The 15,253-nt window shown below is 60.6% G+C and carries 18 protein-coding genes; 9 read left to right on the top strand and 9 right to left on the bottom strand.

The features are described from left to right. Positions 1-17: 17 nt before the first annotated feature. Both AWB72_RS17780 and AWB72_RS17775 read right to left on the bottom strand, forming a co-directional pair. Complete coding sequence (locus AWB72_RS17780; RefSeq protein WP_084592749.1) at positions 18-662, bottom strand: RBBP9/YdeN family alpha/beta hydrolase; 645 nt, start codon at positions 660-662, stop codon at positions 18-20. 55 nt (positions 663-717) lie between these two features. Further along, the gene (locus AWB72_RS17775; protein ID WP_040049182.1) at positions 718-1,359 is read right to left on the bottom strand and encodes a peroxidase-related enzyme; all 642 of its coding nucleotides are present in this window, start codon (positions 1,357-1,359) and stop codon (positions 718-720) included. A 206-nt stretch (positions 1,360-1,565) separates the two neighbouring features. Here AWB72_RS17775 and AWB72_RS17770 point away from each other — a divergent pair, with 206 nt between their 5' ends. The 4 genes from AWB72_RS17770 to AWB72_RS17755 all read left to right on the top strand — a co-directional run bounded on the left by AWB72_RS17770 (position 1,566) and on the right by AWB72_RS17755 (position 5,318). Beyond that, positions 1,566-2,141 carry a peroxidase-related enzyme gene (locus AWB72_RS17770; RefSeq protein WP_040049181.1) on the top strand — a complete coding sequence of 192 codons (576 nt, stop codon included), beginning with the start codon at positions 1,566-1,568 and terminating at the stop codon, positions 2,139-2,141. Positions 2,142-2,381: 240 nt separating this feature from the next. Continuing rightward, on the top strand, positions 2,382-3,137 hold the full coding sequence (locus AWB72_RS17765) for a PadR family transcriptional regulator (protein WP_087128405.1): 756 nt from the start codon (positions 2,382-2,384) through the stop codon (positions 3,135-3,137). 10 nt (positions 3,138-3,147) lie between these two features. Continuing rightward, positions 3,148-3,984: a siderophore-interacting protein gene (locus tag AWB72_RS17760; RefSeq protein WP_040049180.1), complete on the top strand. Its 837-nt coding sequence runs from the start codon at positions 3,148-3,150 to the stop codon at positions 3,982-3,984. A 71-nt stretch (positions 3,985-4,055) separates the two neighbouring features. Next, entirely contained in the window at positions 4,056-5,318 is a 1,263-nt protein-coding gene (locus tag AWB72_RS17755) for a LysR family transcriptional regulator (RefSeq protein WP_040049179.1), read from the top strand. Between the two features lie 16 nt (positions 5,319-5,334). Here the strand turns inward: AWB72_RS17755 and AWB72_RS29450 are convergent, their stop codons facing one another. Continuing rightward, positions 5,335-5,646: a hypothetical protein gene (locus tag AWB72_RS29450; RefSeq protein ID WP_244285674.1), complete on the bottom strand. Its 312-nt coding sequence runs from the start codon at positions 5,644-5,646 to the stop codon at positions 5,335-5,337. Between AWB72_RS29450 and AWB72_RS17750 the strand changes: the two genes are divergently transcribed. The 5 genes from AWB72_RS17750 to AWB72_RS17730 all read left to right on the top strand — a co-directional run bounded on the left by AWB72_RS17750 (position 5,527) and on the right by AWB72_RS17730 (position 9,040). Continuing rightward, on the top strand, positions 5,527-5,982 hold the full coding sequence (locus tag AWB72_RS17750) for an RNA polymerase sigma factor (RefSeq protein WP_244285672.1): 456 nt from the start codon (positions 5,527-5,529) through the stop codon (positions 5,980-5,982). The two genes, AWB72_RS29450 and AWB72_RS17750, sit on opposite strands and share 120 nt — an antisense overlap. Next, positions 5,979-6,800 (top strand): anti-sigma factor family protein, encoded by an 822-nt coding sequence (locus tag AWB72_RS17745; RefSeq protein ID WP_040049178.1) that lies wholly within the window; start codon positions 5,979-5,981, stop codon positions 6,798-6,800. Before AWB72_RS17750 ends, AWB72_RS17745 begins: the two co-directional genes overlap by 4 nt. A 45-nt stretch (positions 6,801-6,845) precedes the next feature. Next, positions 6,846-7,655, top strand: coding sequence for an alpha/beta fold hydrolase (locus AWB72_RS17740; protein ID WP_040049177.1), 810 nt, complete (start codon positions 6,846-6,848; stop codon positions 7,653-7,655). A gap of 110 nt (positions 7,656-7,765) precedes the next feature. Next, complete coding sequence (locus tag AWB72_RS17735) at positions 7,766-8,185, top strand: hypothetical protein (protein ID WP_040049176.1); 420 nt, start codon at positions 7,766-7,768, stop codon at positions 8,183-8,185. 129 nt (positions 8,186-8,314) lie between these two features. Continuing rightward, entirely contained in the window at positions 8,315-9,040 is a 726-nt protein-coding gene (locus tag AWB72_RS17730) for a DeoR family transcriptional regulator (RefSeq protein WP_040049175.1), read from the top strand. 6 nt (positions 9,041-9,046) lie between these two features. Here the strand turns inward: AWB72_RS17730 and AWB72_RS17725 are convergent, their stop codons facing one another. The 6 genes from AWB72_RS17725 to AWB72_RS17700 all read right to left on the bottom strand — a co-directional run bounded on the left by AWB72_RS17725 (position 9,047) and on the right by AWB72_RS17700 (position 15,205). Then, positions 9,047-10,108, bottom strand: a complete 1,062-nt coding sequence (locus AWB72_RS17725) for an ABC transporter permease (protein ID WP_040049174.1) — start codon at positions 10,106-10,108, stop codon at positions 9,047-9,049. Then, complete coding sequence (locus tag AWB72_RS17720) at positions 10,105-11,634, bottom strand: sugar ABC transporter ATP-binding protein (protein ID WP_040049173.1); 1,530 nt, start codon at positions 11,632-11,634, stop codon at positions 10,105-10,107. Before AWB72_RS17720 ends, AWB72_RS17725 begins: the two co-directional genes overlap by 4 nt. 54 nt (positions 11,635-11,688) lie before the next feature. After that, entirely contained in the window at positions 11,689-12,693 is a 1,005-nt protein-coding gene (locus tag AWB72_RS17715; protein ID WP_040049172.1) for an autoinducer 2 ABC transporter substrate-binding protein, read from the bottom strand. Between the two features lie 66 nt (positions 12,694-12,759). Continuing rightward, positions 12,760-13,803 carry an ABC transporter permease gene (locus tag AWB72_RS17710; RefSeq protein WP_040049171.1) on the bottom strand — a complete coding sequence of 348 codons (1,044 nt, stop codon included), beginning with the start codon at positions 13,801-13,803 and terminating at the stop codon, positions 12,760-12,762. Next, positions 13,800-14,735: a ribokinase gene (rbsK, locus tag AWB72_RS17705; protein ID WP_040049170.1), complete on the bottom strand. Its 936-nt coding sequence runs from the start codon at positions 14,733-14,735 to the stop codon at positions 13,800-13,802. Before rbsK ends, AWB72_RS17710 begins: the two co-directional genes overlap by 4 nt. Then, positions 14,732-15,205 (bottom strand): RbsD/FucU family protein, encoded by a 474-nt coding sequence (locus tag AWB72_RS17700; RefSeq protein WP_040049169.1) that lies wholly within the window; start codon positions 15,203-15,205, stop codon positions 14,732-14,734. The genes rbsK and AWB72_RS17700 overlap by 4 nt, the downstream gene beginning before the upstream one ends. Positions 15,206-15,253 lie beyond the last annotated feature (48 nt).

The raw sequence follows: 15,253 nt of genomic DNA, 5'->3' as shown, positions 1-15,253 counted from the left end.
CTCTCTGGACGGCCTGTTCACGAGTGCGCGCGATGACGCCGCCGCGTAAGCGCATCGTCCGTCACCGTGTCGATGCGGCGCGCGAGCGTCTCGACGATATGTCGCGCGAGCGGCCACGGCCCGTACCCCGCTGCCGTGTTGATATGACCGGCGTCGCCCAGATTCACGAAAGCGCTGTTCCAGTGCTGCGCGAGCGCGCGCGCTTCGTCGATGGGAATCCACGGGTCGTTCGTGCTGCCGACGACGAGCGAGGGCACATCGAGGCGGCGCGCGTCGAACGCGCCCGCAGAACGAAACTTCGACGGACTCGCCGGCGCGACGAACAGCACGCCGAGCACCGTCGCGCCCAACCCATGGAACGCGCCGCGCGCACGCTGCGCAAGCGCCTGCGCGACGGCCAGGCAACCGAAACTGTGCGCCGCCAAAACGGTCGGATTCGGCGCATGCAGGAGTGCGTCGTGCACGGCGTCGCTCCATGTTTCCAGATGCGGCGCATTCCAGTCGCGTTGTTGGACACGCCGCGCGCCGGGCATCTGGCGTTCCAGCCAGCTCTGCCAGTGCGCGCCTTCGCTGCCATGCAGCCCGGGAACCGTCACGAGCGTGACGGGGTGCGATTCTTTTCTATCTGGCACGACGCGGTGCAACGCATTACGTTCGATCATCGTTGATGTCTCTGCCTATGTGATCAAGCCGAGTCTTTATCAATCGAGCGCCAATCTATGCCGCTGCGACTGCGGTCTTCAGATCACGCCCCGCGAAGAACTCATCATCCGGCACGACATTGAGGGCGATCGTCAGCCGGTTCGCGTAATTGAAGAAAGCGGCGATCTCCAGCACTTCCGTCACGGCTTGCTGCGTGAAGCCGATCTCGCGCAACTGCTGCAAGTCGTCGTCGCGGATGCTGGATGGATCGCGCGTCAGACGCACCGAAATCTCGGCGAGCGCGGCTTCCTTCGGCGTCAGCCGCACATGATGAAACCCCTGCGCGATGCGCTGCGCACGGACCGTATCACCGAGCACATGCGCGAGCGCCTGCGTGTGATTGAACACGCAATAGCTGCACTCGTTCGCCGCCGATGTCACGACCGCAATCAATTCGCGCTCGGCCGCCGTCAGGTTGCTCCGGTGCGGATCGACGAGATGCTCGTAGAACGTGAAGAGCCGGTAAGCGGTATCCGGATTCACCGAAAACGCCGCGAGCCAGTTCGGCACGAAGCCGTACTGCCGGCGAAACTGCGCATGAATCGATGCGACGTGCGGCGGCAAGCGCGCTTCATCCGGCACGACGAAGCGTGATATCGGCTCGCGATTGACGTTGGCATCGGCAAGCGTCGCCGGATCGGGCGCAAGTGTGGACATCGTCGGTTTCTCCCGGTGTGGATGAAGAGCTCAACGTTAGCTCACGCGCACGATCATCGGTACGACTCATTTTTCATAAGCTAAGCGATCCGCGCGCATCGCGCCCGGCTGAATTGCTAATCGCAAATCGATATTGGAACGAGCCGGAACACACTGCGCATAATGGTCCGCTGCATGTTCGAATCTATCCGGACGAGGAATGCGACATGGCAAACATTCCCAGCGCCGATGCATCCGTCATCGGCCGGCTCGAAGTGCCCGACCAGAATGCCTTGAGCGACGATATCCGCGAACTCGTCGCGCACCACGATGGCGACAACTGGATTCGCGCGCTGTCCATCAATCCTGATACGGCACGCCGCTTCACGCAGTATTTCGAGAAGCTCTTCAGCGCGACGGCAGGCCGCTTACCGATCGACGAGCGCGAACTCATCGCGGTCATCGTTTCGCGCACGAACGGCTGCGCACGCTGCACGATTCATCATGCGCGCTCGCTTGCTGCCGCTTCGCGCGATCGCGTGCGCGCAAGGCGCATCGCACTCGACTATCACCTCGCCGATCTATCGCCGCGTCAACGCGCGCTCGCAGAGATCGCCGAGACCATCACCACGTCGCCGCGCGCCATCACGCCGCATGACTTCGAACGCTTGCGGCGGCTCGGTCTCGACGATGCCGACATACTCGAAGCCATCGAGATCGCATCGTGGTTCAACCATACCAATCGCATTTTTATCGCAACGGGCGTCGTGCCTGACGAGAAATACTTCTCGACGCTTGCCTGAGATTCCCAAGGAGACATCGATTCGGCGAAGCAGCGCGCATCGCCTGCGATCGGCGGAATGACCTGCGCGTACAAGCCGCTGAGGTTTCCGCGATCCTGCAGACTCGGTTGTCTTCGAAACCGGTCTTTTTGGTTCCCGCAGACTATGTTGTGCACCATAAAACCCTTGAGACACCCTTGACAGACACTCTTACGATATATATCTTTAGATATGTTTTACGATATATCAAGGAGTGCGACCATGAGATCTCGAGGTTTTCACCGATGCAGCCACGCTGTCGCCCCCGGCCCCGAACGGCATTTTGAATTCGATTCGCCCTTCCGAGCCGCGTGGTTCATGTTCGAGCGCTGGGGCATGGTCGGCCGGCATCGGCACGGCGGCGGGCGGTTCGGCAGGGGCGGTGGCTTCGGGGGGATGGGCGGATTCGGCGGCGGTCCCGACGACATGGGCGGCATGCCGCGTGGCCGCAAGTTTTCGTCGGAGGACCTGCAACTGCTGCTTCTCGCGATGCTCGAAGAGGCCCCGCGCCACGGATACGAGCTGATCAAGGCGTTGGCGGACCGCTCCAACGGCTTCTATGCGCCGAGTCCCGGCATGGTCTATCCCGCGCTCACGTATCTCGAAGAACTCGGCCATGCAACCGTCGAACTGGAAGGCAACCGCAAGCGCTACGCGCTATCGGAGTCGGGCCGCGCGTATCTCGCTGCGAACCGCGAGCGCGTCGATCTGATGCTTGCAAGGCTTTTGCATTTTGCACGCAAGATGGACCTCGTGCGCCGCGCCTATGCGGGCGAGGATCCGGACGACGCGGCAGCCGACAACGGATGGGCGCCCGAACTGATCGCCGCGCGACACGCGTTGAAACGCGCTCTGCTGCTGCGCACCGATGCATCGCAGGGAGAGCAGCGCCGTATCGCGGCCATTCTCGCGCGTGCAACGGCGGAGATCGAACAGGGCGACGCCAGCCCGCAATCAAAAACGCAGGCCAACGATTGAAGAACATCCGATGATCCATTCCGCGACGAACGAACGGCAGGACCGCCCCAATCTCGAAGTCACGCGCGTGCGCCATGCACTCAAGTTCCGCCTGCTTCAAGTGAAGCGCGTGCATGCAATGAACCCGCGTTTGATCCGCGTGACATTGACGGGCGAAGCGCTCGCCGATTTCGAAACCGCATCTTTCGACGATCACGTAAAGGTCTTTTTCCCGCAGCCCGGCGAGACGATGCCCGTCATTCCCGAAGCGGGCCCCGACGGTCCCGTTTTCGATCCGGCGAAGCCCAAACCCATCGCGCGCGATTTCACGCCGCGGCGCTTCGACCGCGAGGCGCTGGAATTGGATATTGAATTCGCTTTGCACCAAGCCGGTCCGGCGACGGCGTGGGCGTCGCAGGCCGCGCCGGGTCACACTCTCGGCATCGGCGGGCCGCGCGGCTCGTTCGTCGTGCCGTCGCATTTCGACTGGCATCTTCTGATCGGCGATGAAACCGCCCTGCCCGCCATCGCGCGTCGTCTCGAAGAACTGCCCGAAGGCACCCGCGCGGCCACGTTGATCGAAGTCGCCGATCCTTCCGCGTGCTTCGAACTCAATTCGCGCGCCGATCTCTACGCGCAATGGTGTTACCGCGACGAGACCGCGCAATCAGGCGATGTGTTGTCCGCGCTGCGCGAGTTGTATTTGCCCGATGGCGAAGGCTATGTGTGGGCCGCCGGTGAAGCGACGCTGATGCGTTCGGTGCGTCAGTTGCTTTGCGACGAACGCGGTATCGACAAGCGGCGCATCCGTGCCTCCGCTTATTGGAAGCGCGGCGAGCTTGGCGTGCATGGAACGATCGACGATTGACGGCGGGGAATTGCTAAGAGCGGCAAGCGATAAATTAAACTGATGCCCGAACCTTTCCTTCAGCAAGTCCCATGGACACCCGCGAACTGCTCAATCTCGCGTACTTGCGCGCATTCAGACTCGTGGTGCAAACCGGCAGCGCCACGCGCGCTGCATCTGCGCTCTTTCGCGCGCAATCCGCCGTTACACGGTCGCTGCAGGAACTCGAAGCGGCGGTAGGCGAAACCCTGCTCGAACGCCGTCCATCGGGCATGTTGCCTACGCCCGCCGGACGCGCTGTTTTATTGCGTTGCGAGCGCATATTCTTCGAACTCGAAACGCTCGCGCAATGGTGCGCCGCGCGGCAGTCGCGTCGACGCTCGGCATCGGGGAATGCATTGCCGGCTTTTCTCCTGAACACGCGGCGGCTGCAATTGTTTTCCGCACTGGCGCGTCATCGTCATATGCCCAGCGCCGCTCAGACACTCGGCCTCAGTCAGCCCGCCGTCAGTAGCGCCATACGCATCATGGAAACCGGCGCGGGCATGCAATTGTTTCATCGCAGCCCGCGCGGCCTGTTGCTCACGAGCGAAGGCGAGACTTTCGTGCTTCACGTGCGTCGCGCGCTCAATGAGTTGCGGCATATTCCCGATGATCTTGCCGCCTTGCGCGGCACCATTCAGGGTTATGTCACCGTCGGCGCGCTGCCGCTTGGCAGAACCTTGATTCTTCCTCGCGCGATTGCACGCGTCGCCGCTCAATATCCCGGCGTGCGAATTGCAACCGATGAAAGCGCGTATGAACCGCTCGTCGCCGGACTGCGGGCGGGCGATATCGATTTCGTACTCGGCGCGCTGAGAGCGAACGATGCATCGAGCGGCCTGGCGAATGAACGTCTCATGTCGGAAGACATGGTGGTCCTTGCGCGGCGCGATCATCCGTTAGCGAGCAAGCGCGACTTGACACTCAACGAATTGATCGCAGCCCAGTGGGTTTTGCCACGCAGCCATGCACCCGCACGGGGCATATTCGAAGCGCAATTCAGGCGCCTCAAGCTCAAACCGCCGATGCCGACCGTCGAGACGGCGGACCTTGCCATCATTCGCGGCTTGCTGGCTCATACGGACATGCTTGCCGCGGTTTCCGCACAGCAATTGCACTACGAATGCGAGGCGGGACAACTCGTCGTGCTCGACATTGCGATGCAAAACACGCGGCGCGATATCGGCCTCACGATGCGCGCGGGCAGCACGCCTTCACCGGCCGCGCGCGCCTTGATCGATGCAATCCGGCTGACCGTCGATCAGTTGCGGCACACGTCGGGTATCGCCAAGGAAGCGACGCACATTGCGTAACCCCCGCATGCTCCATTCAGCGAGCGTCGGTCTGCGGGAAAAAGAATTCACTAAAAACGGGAATAAAACGCCGGCGCGCCTGTTCTTCTTTTTGAATGACCGCAGCTGATACCGGCTGCGACGGGCAATGAGCGACGGATCGAACATGGACATCCGCAATGACTTGATGGAGCACGTGCCGCGATTGCGCCGATACGCGCGCGCGCTTCTGACCAACCGCGAACTCGCGGACGATCTCGTGCAGGACACGCTCGAACGCGCCCTCTCGCGAAGCAAAATGTTCGAAGCCGGCACCGATCTGCGCGCGTGGCTTTTTACGATCATGCATAACGTGTTCGTCAATCAACTCAGCAAAGCGTCGGCGCGCGCAGTTCACGTTTCGGTCGACGACGACGCGTACCGCGAAAGCGATTTTGCCGCACCCGGCGACCAATTGCGTTCCCTCGAAGTGCGCGACCTCGACTATGCATTGCAGCGCCTGCCCGCCGAGCAGCGTGAAGTCGTCTTGCTCGTGGGCCTGGAAGAGATGAGCTATGCGGAAGTCGCGATTGCGCTGGACGTGCCCGTCGGCACGGTCATGTCCCGGCTGTCGCGTGGCCGCGAACGACTAAGAGCATTCATGGCGGGCGCGCAGCCCGGTGCAAAACTGAAGGTGGTGCGATGAGCGAGCAACCGACTGCGATCAGCGAAGAAGAAATCCATGCTTATGTCGATGGCGCACTGTCCTCGGAACGTCGCGAGCAGGTTCAACGTGCAATCGAATCGAATCCCGCGCTGGCTGCGCGCGTAAGCGATTATTTCTCGCTGAATAACATGTTTCATGAGCGTTACGACCGCGTTCTGAACGAGCCCGTGCCGTCTCGTTTGCGTGCGCTCGAACGCAAGCGGCGCACATGGAGCATCGCCAGTTGGCCGCAATTCGCGGGCCTTGCTGCGACGCTCGTGCTTGGCATCGGCATCGGTGCCGGCTTCGGATTCGGCATGCGCGCATATGGACCGTGGTCGAATGCATCGCAGACCGTTGCGCTCGGCGCGGACAACAACGAAACGATGGCGCGCGAGGCCGCGCTTGCGCATGTGGTGTATATGCCGACAGTCGATCGTCCTGCGGACATGAGCCAAGATCGCGAAGAAGAATTCGTGCAGTACCTGTCGAACAAGCTGGGAACGGACGTGCATCCGCCCATGCTCACCAAGAGCGGCTTTCAATTGATGGGCGGCCGGCTCATTCCCGGCGAAGACGGTCCGATGGCTCAATTCATGTATCGCGACGCAAGAGGCGAACGTGTGACGCTTTGCATTTCCCGCCGCAAGACGAGCGCGAATACGACTGCATTCAAGCTGTATCAGGATGGCCCGGTAAGTGTTTTCTACTGGGTCGACGGCGATTTCGGCTATGCGGTTTCCGGTGGCATCGACCGCCAAGTGATGCTGGAACTCGCACAGGACGTCCATTCGCAATTGACAGCGGCGCCAGGCTAAGCGGTCTCTGTTAATCTTGGGCGCATCCAAAGACCTTGGAACGCCATGAACGACCACGTGAAATTCACTCGACTGGACTGCGGCCCTTATCCGCTCGACATCGAGTATCGATGGATCAACGCTGAACGCACGGATGCGCCGATTGCGCTCTTTCTACATGAGGGCCTGGGCTCCATTGCCTTATGGAAGGACTGGCCCAAGGCCTTGTGCGATCGCCTGAATTGCCGTGGCCTCGTTTATTCACGTCCCGGTTATGGACGCTCCACGCCGCGACCTCGACAAGAAAAATGGCCGGTCGACTTCCTGCATCGTCAAGCGCAAGTCGTGCTGCCTGCATTCCTCGATGCACTCGCCATCGATCATGCCGAGCGGGCGCGCATGTGGGTGGTCGGTCATAGTGACGGCGGCTCCATCGCGCTGCTCTATGCAAGCGCGTTTCCCGAAGCGCTCGCGGGCGCGGTCGTGCTTGCGCCGCATACGTTCGTCGAAGCAATGACCGTGGATGCAATCGGCAAGGCAAGAATCGCCTATGAAACGGGCGGCTTTCGGGCAAGGCTCGCGCCCTATCACGAAGACGTGGACTCGGCTTTCTATGGATGGAACGATGCCTGGCTCGCCCCCGCGTTTCGCCACTGGGATATTGCAGCAACGCTTGTATCGATCAAGCGGCCGCTTCTTGCCATTCAGGGTTGCGACGACGAATATGCATCAATGGAACAGATCGACAGAATCAAGGCATACGTTCCGCACGCGCAACTGGCCAAGCTGCCGCATTGCGGTCACTCGCCTCATCGCGACGCTGCAAGTGCGGTAAACGATGCAATCGCGCACTTCGTCGAAGCGCATCGGCACTGAGAAATCTTTCTTCCTCTCCATCGAATTCGAAGCTATCGCGTACCGGGCAAGCATTTAGCTTAAGGGCTAGGATCAGGCGATCCATCGATCGCCGATCAAGGAGAACCGCCATGCTACTGACCGATGAAGAACTCGCCCGCCTTCAGCCCGTCGCGCCGTTTTTGCAAAGCGAAGCGCGCACATCACTCGAAGCGGAGGCAGATTATGAAGTGACGATGGAATTGGAGAACCATCTTCAGCCCGGTCTGCGTATTCGCGCTCCGGAGTCACCGGCCACGACGCTAGAACTCAACGCTCCGCCTTATCCCTTGGACCTGTTCGTCGGCCTGCCGCTTGCAGAGTTGCGGACCTTGGCGAATGCAAACGAACGCGAACGCAACGATGCGATTGCCTTGTTTGGCGCGACGTTTTCGCCGCGTCTTTTGAAAGCCATCGCAAAGATGACGCCTCACGAGATCGATCTCGATGCGGGCGTGCAAAGCGAAGCCGGCACGCTTTCCGTCATGCTGGACGAAGTCGAAGCGAACTAGCTTCCCACTCCGTATTTACCCGCTACGCACAGTCAAGGCGCACGCCGATGCGCCTTGCATTGTTATAATTCTTTCAACTCACGACTAAAATCTAACACCGCGGCGACGCGTTGCGAGACTGCGAATTCAATGGCCAAGAGCGACCGCCTACGCACGCTTTCCAGCGCGCTAGAGAAACAAAACGTCATGCGTCTGCGCGATGCGGCGACACTTCTAGGCGTATCCGAAATGACCGTTCGCCGGGATATCGCGGCGCATCCCGGCCAATTCACTTACCTTGGCGGTTATATCGTCAGCGCAGCGGATTTACCGAACGCGGCGGGCTACACCATCGACGAAGAGAAGGATCACTTCGCGCAGGCGAAGGCCATTGCATCGGGCCATGCGGCGCATCTCCTGACGGACAGCGAAACCATTTTCATCGACTGCGGCACGACGCTGACCACGCTCGCCCGTCACATTCCCGCCGAGATGCATTTGACGGTGGTGTGTTACTCACTCAACGTCGCGGAAATTTTGCGGCGCAAGCCCAATGTGCGCATGATTCTGCTTGGAGGCGTGTACGTGCCTTCGTCCGAATCGTTTGCAAGCGATGAAAGTGTCGAGACGTTGAGACGCATGGGCATCAACAAGGCGTTCGTGTCGGCGGGCGGCGCCGACGAAGCGCGCGGCGTCACGTGCTGGAATTTCCATGAAGTGGCAATCAAGCAGGCCGCCATGGCGAGCGCCGTGGAGCGGCATCTCGTCGTCGATTCGAGTAAATTTGGCAAGGTGAAGGCCGTGCGCTTCGCTGAACTTGCCGAGTTCGATTCGATCATCACGGAAAAGGGACAGGCGCAGCAGAAGCGCGCCTGACCGAACCTACTGCCTGCGTCCCAGAGCGAACAGCGTCCCCGCGACGAGAATAAACGCGCCGATAATCACCTTCTGCCAGGTGCTAGGCACGCCCACCAGAATCAGCACGCTATTGATGAGCGTCACGAGCACGACACCAAGCAGCGTGCCGATGACCGTACCCGTGCCGCCCGTGATGCGCGCTCCGCCGAGAATGACCGCAGCGATCACATCGAGCTCGGTGCCGACGAGATCGAACGGATTCGCCAGCCGATTAGTCGATACGTGCAGAATGCCCGCGACGCCCGCCAGCAAACCGGTATAACCGAATACGAAGAGATGAATGGCGCGCAGGTTATAGCCCAGGCGCTCGGCAATGGCCAGACTGCCGCCCATTGCATACACGCCGCGGCCCATCATCGTTCGATTGAGCAGCCACCACGTAACGACGGCTGCAATCACGAGCGCCAGCACCGACACCGGCAACACCGCGCGCAACCCATCGGCCGTGTGATAGAAGAAGAGTGGCAAGCGGCCGAACGTATCCATGCTGTGCGGAATATTCATGAAGAACTGCGTGCCGACGAACGTCAGCAGCAAACCGCGAAACAGATACTGCGTGCCGATCGTGACGATCAGCGAAGGTGCCTTTAGCCGATGCACCAGCGTCCCATTGACGATGCCGAGCAGCACGCCGCCCACCGCGCCCGCAAGCAGAATGAAGACGAACGGACACTCGGGCCACCATGCGAATACGGCCTTGGTGATGGAATACATCGTCAAGGCGGCGATGGCGGTGAACGACACGTCGATGCCGCCCGATGCCAGCACCACGAGCGTGCCCATTGCAAACAGCGATACGGTCGTCGCCGAATGCAGCATGTCGAACAACGTGGCGAACTGAAAGAAGCGCGGGTTGAGGCTGCCCACGATCAGACACGTGACCACAATGAGTCCGACCGTAAACCACTCCGGATTGCGCATCAGTTGCGCATACAGATTGCCCTTGCGCACACGCGGAGAGACATCGCTCACTGCTGGCGTCATCGTCTCGTTTCCTGTGCGGCGGACGGATTCACTCATGCTCATGCTGCCTCTGAAAGTAGCGCGTGATAAAGATCGGCCTCGTTCAGGCGGTCCGCACGATACTCACTCGCAATGCGGCCTTTCTTCATCATCAGTATGCGGTCGCAGTTCTGCAGCAGCTCGGGCAAGTCGTCACTGATCAGGATAATGCCGATGCCCTCTTTGGACAGCCGCTGCATGATGCGGTAAATGATGTCCTTCGATCCCACGTCCACGCCCACCGTCGGTCCGTGCAAGATGAGCACGCGCGGATCGATTGCAAGCCAGCGGCCGATCAGCACGCGCTGCTGATTGCCGCCCGAGAGCGATTGCACCGGCTTGTCGACATCGGGCGTCGCGATCTGCAAGTCTTTCACGGTGCGCTCGGCAAGCGCTTGCGCCCGTTTGCGATCGATCTGGCCGAAGCGGTCGCGCAAGCTCGCGATCATCGCGGTCACGACGTTGTCGCGTATCGGCTTGTCGAGAAACAAGCCTTCGTTCAGGCGGTCTTCGGGCACATAGCCAATGCGCTGCGCCTTGGCGTCGGCTGGCGAATGCAGGCGCACGCGCATGCCGTCGAGCGTCACCGCGCCGGTATCCGCCGGCGCGACGCCGGCCAGCGCGCGCGCAAGCTCGTTACGCCCGGAGTCGAGCAATCCGGTCACGCCGAGAATCTCACCCTTGTGCAAGGCAAACGACACATCCGCGAACTGGCCCTTACGCCCCAGGTCCTTCACATCGAGCACCACTTGCGACGCATGGACATCGCCCTCATCGCGATAGCGCTCCGTCGAAAGATGCTTGCCCGTCATGAGCTCGCTGATCTGTGCCTTCGAATAGTTTTCAATCGGCCCTTGCGCCATTTTCTGGCCGTCGCGCAGCACGATGACTTCGCCGCCAATCGCATAACACTCATCCAGCTTGTGACTGACGAAGAGCACTGCAACGCCTTGAGCGCGCAGCTTGCCCAGCACCGCGATCAGGTTGTCCACTTCCTTTTGAGTCAGCGAGGTCGTCGGTTCATCCATGATGACGAATTTCGCTTCACTGGCAATGGCGCGCGCAATCGCCACGAGCTGACGCGTGGCGAGCGGCAATTGCTCGATCAGAGTCTTTTGAAAAGTGAGGTCGCCTGGCAAGCCAACGGCTTCGAGCGCACGCGCGGCGGTGGCGGCAAGCGCACGACGATCGAACGTGCGCGCGAGCTTTCCTGCGTGTTCGGCAAGCTCGGATGTGAGCGCGACATTCTCTGCCACGCTCATGTTCGGCAGCAACGACAAGTCCTGATAGACCGTCTCGATGCCTGCCGAAAGCGCATCCAGCGGCGAAAGTCGTGCATGACGCGCGCCTTCTATTACGAGCTCGCCTTCGTCCGGCGGCTGCGCGCCCGAAATGATCTTGATGAGCGTGCTCTTGCCGCAGCCATTCTCACCAAGCAAGTGATAAATCTGCCCACGCTCGAACGCAAGGCTCACGCCGCGCAGCGCATACACGCCGGTAAAGCGCTTATGAATATCGACGACTTCGAGGAGCGGTGTCTCTGTGGTCATGGCGTATGGTTTCGCGCGGCGCGTGCCTTGAACTCACGCGCCGCAAGCATTACATCAGAACGGGTATTGCTTGTAATTCGTCTTGTCGACATCCACCCAGCCAGTGCCGCGCACGATCACGCCTTTGCCCGGGCCCTTGCTCACAGTGACTTTGTTATAGCCGGGAATGCCGAGATCGGCGCCGTTCTGAACCGTCTTGCCGTCGACGAGCATTTGCGCGACCTTGTTCATTGCGATGCCCGCGAGCTTCGGATCCCAAAAGGCAATGCCGTTGATCGCGCCGCTTTCGAGGAACTTGCCCGCTTCCGTCGGCAAGCCCGTGCCATAGACGCAGATCTTGCCGACCTTGCCGGCTTCTTCAACCGCCCGGCCAATGCCGATCACATCCAGCGACGATGAACCCTGGAAGCCTGTCAGGTCCGGATGCTTGCGCAAGACTTCCTTGGCGACCTGATAAGCGCGCTCGCCGTCGTTGTTCGTTTCGAGCTTCGGCTCGACGAGATCCATCTTCGGATATTTAGCCTTGGCATTGCCGATGCCGCCATCGGCCCATTGCACTTGCGAGCGGCTGCCGAGCGAGCCGACCAGCACTGCCCACTTGCCCTGCTGTCCCATGCACTTAGCGAGCCGCTCGTTCAGACCTGCGCCATAGGCGGTATTGTCGAACGCTTCGATATCGACCATCGTGTTCTTGGCATTGTCGGCCTCATGCGTGACGACCTTGATGCCGCGATCCATCGCTTTCTTGAGCGCGGGTTCGAGCGTCGGCGGATCGTAGGGAACGACTGCGATCGCAGTGACTTTCTTGGCAATCAGGTCTTCGATGATCTTGAGCTGCTGCGCGGCATCGGCGCGGCCCGGGCCGGTCTGATAGACGTTGATATTCGGATTCTCTTTGCCGAATTCCTTCACGCCATCGTCCATGCGATTGAACCAGTTGATGCCGGTCACTTTCACCACGGTCACGATCGTCTCGTTGGTCGCGGCTTGCGCGGCTGCAATCGCGCCTGCAGCAAGCGCGATCGCCGTAAGAGCGGTGCCGAATTTCTTGAGCTTCATTGCGCTGTCTCCTTTATGTTTCGAATGGCTCTCGATTGGTCTTTTAAAGAAATCACATGGCAGATATCAACGTCCGGTCGATGCAGGCGGCGGTGGAACTTTAGTCGTAGGCGCGGCGCCGCCGATGCCGAAGATCGCACGGACGCGTTCGCCGCCCGCGAAAGCGAGCGAAGCAAGCAGCAGGAAGCCCCACGCGCAATCGCCGAAAAATTGCGACACGCCAAGCAAGTTGAAGAGGCTCGACAGAAACTGCAGCACCGTCGCGGCGAGAAACACACAGACAATGCGGCCATAGCCGCCTGCCGGATTCACGCCTCCCATCACCGCGATGAGAATGGCGATCAGCAGGTATGAATTGCCGTAGTCCCATTTTGCGCTGGACGTATGCGTTGCACTGATGAGACCGGCAAGCGATGCCAGCACGCCGCACATGCCATAGGTGAGAATCAGCATGCGCGCGCGTGGAATACCCGCATAAAACGCGGCTTTCGGATTGGTGCCCATCAAATAGAGCCGCAAGCCGAACGGCGTGCGCTTGAGTATCCACCCGAGCAGCAACACGGCTGCGATGAAAATCCAGAATGCGATCGGCACTTGCAGGAACGTCCCGTTGCCGATATTCGATAAGGGATCGACATACTCGACGCGTACCGAAGCGCCATTGCTCAACACCACTGCGATACCGGTGAACAGCAATTGCGTGCCGAGCGTGCAAAGAATGGGAGTGAGTCTGAGCTTGGCAATGACAACGCCGTTGAGCAAGCCGCCGATCAGACCCATTGCCACGACGATGCAGACGAACGCCGCCGTGTACAGCGCGGGCGAATCGTCAGCGGAAAGGAGCTGCGGCAACAGCATTGCCGCGACCATGCCCGAGAGATTCGCAAGCCCCACACCCGACAAGTCGATGCCGCCATTGCCCGATACCATCGAAAGCATGATTCCAAGCGCAAGCAGGCCGAGTTCGGGCAACTGTCCGCCCATCGACTGCAGATTGTCGATGTCGAGAAACTGGCCGTGCGAAAGCCACGTCGCAACCACAATTACCAGTAAGTTCACGCCGACAAGAAAATTGAACTGACGGTCGGCGAGCCACTTCGACGCTTTCATTGCGTGACGCTCCTTTCCGCGAGCAGCGCGTTGATCTCATCGAGGCGCGGCATGGATGGTGCGGTGCCCGCGCGCGTCACCGAAATGCTCGCGAGCGCGCAGCCGAAACGCACCGCATCCAGGGGACTTTCGCCACGCGCAAGCGCGGCAGCGAAGCCACCGGTAAAGCCATCGCCTGCACCGGCCGTCTCCACCACGCGCCCGCAATCGAACGCCGGCACGAGCACTGATTCATTCGCGGTATGCAGCAACGCACCCGCTTCGCCGAGCGTGATGATCGCGGCGCGAGCGCCCTTGGCCAAGAGAATATTCGCGGCGCGGCGTGCATCGTCGACGGAACTTACTGTCATGCCCGTCAATGCCGCCGCTTCCGTTTCGTTGGGCGTGATGTAGTCGCAAAGCGGATAAATGTCGTCGGTAAGCGGCAAGGCCGGTGCGGGATTGAACACGGTGATCACGCCATGCTTTCGTGCCAGTTCGAGGCCGCGCCGCGCGGCAGGAATCGGTTGTTCCAGTTGCGTGACGAAAACCGCCGCACGGGAAATATCGTCTTCGATTGCATCGACATCTTCCGGGCCGAGCGTGCCTGCCGCGCCCGCCGCGACGATGATCGCATTGCCGCCCGTATTCTCGTCGACGTAGATATGCGCGGCGCCTGTGGCCACTTCGTCCATGACAGTGGCGCGCGAGGTGATGCCTTCAGCGGCCCATGTGGCTTGCGCGATGTTGCCGAACGCATCGTTGCCGATGCGCGTGCAGAAGATCACGTCCGCACCTGCACGCGCGGCCGCGACGGCCTGGTTCGAGCCTTTACCGCCCGGCCCCATTGCAAAAGCGGACCCCGCCACGGTCTCGCCGAGCAAGGGCATGCGTTGCGCGCGAAACGCAAGGTCGGTCACGTAGATGCCGAGGATGACGACGCTACCGCTCATTGTGCGTCCCCTTGCGGTGCATCGGGCGCAAGCTCGACGCCCTTCTTGAAGATGAAGCAGCCGTAACCGCGTGCTTCGCCTGTGGCAATCACGCAATAGGCTTTCTTTGCGCGCTCGTAGAAAGCAAATCGTTCGATAGGTGCAAACGGCATTGCACGTCCTTCCGCTGCATCCACTTCGCGTTGCGCTTCGCGCTGCACGGCGGGTAGCGAGGAAGAATCGCCGACGACTTCCATGCGGCCTGCGGGATCATCGACGAACGTATCCAGCGGCAATACCGACAACACCGCACGCACGACACGCGGCGCATTCGCACCATCCACGCGCAAGAGCTTGCCCAGCGGCGTTTGGCGCGCGACGGAATCGGCGGGGAAATTCGCGTCGCAAATCACCACTTCATCGCCATGACCCATCGCGGCAAGCGCGTAAAGGATATCGGCGTTCAACAGCGGATCGATGTTCTTCAGCACAGCGTCTCCTCCATGCGAAGGGCGTGTCCCATTCGAAATCTACGCCCA

Origin of the sequence: Caballeronia concitans (assembly GCF_001544615.1) — a bacterium.
Lineage (GTDB): Bacteria > Pseudomonadota > Gammaproteobacteria > Burkholderiales > Burkholderiaceae > Caballeronia > Caballeronia concitans.
Note: the sequence above shows the minus strand (reverse complement) of the source record. Positions and strands in the feature narration are given on the sequence as shown.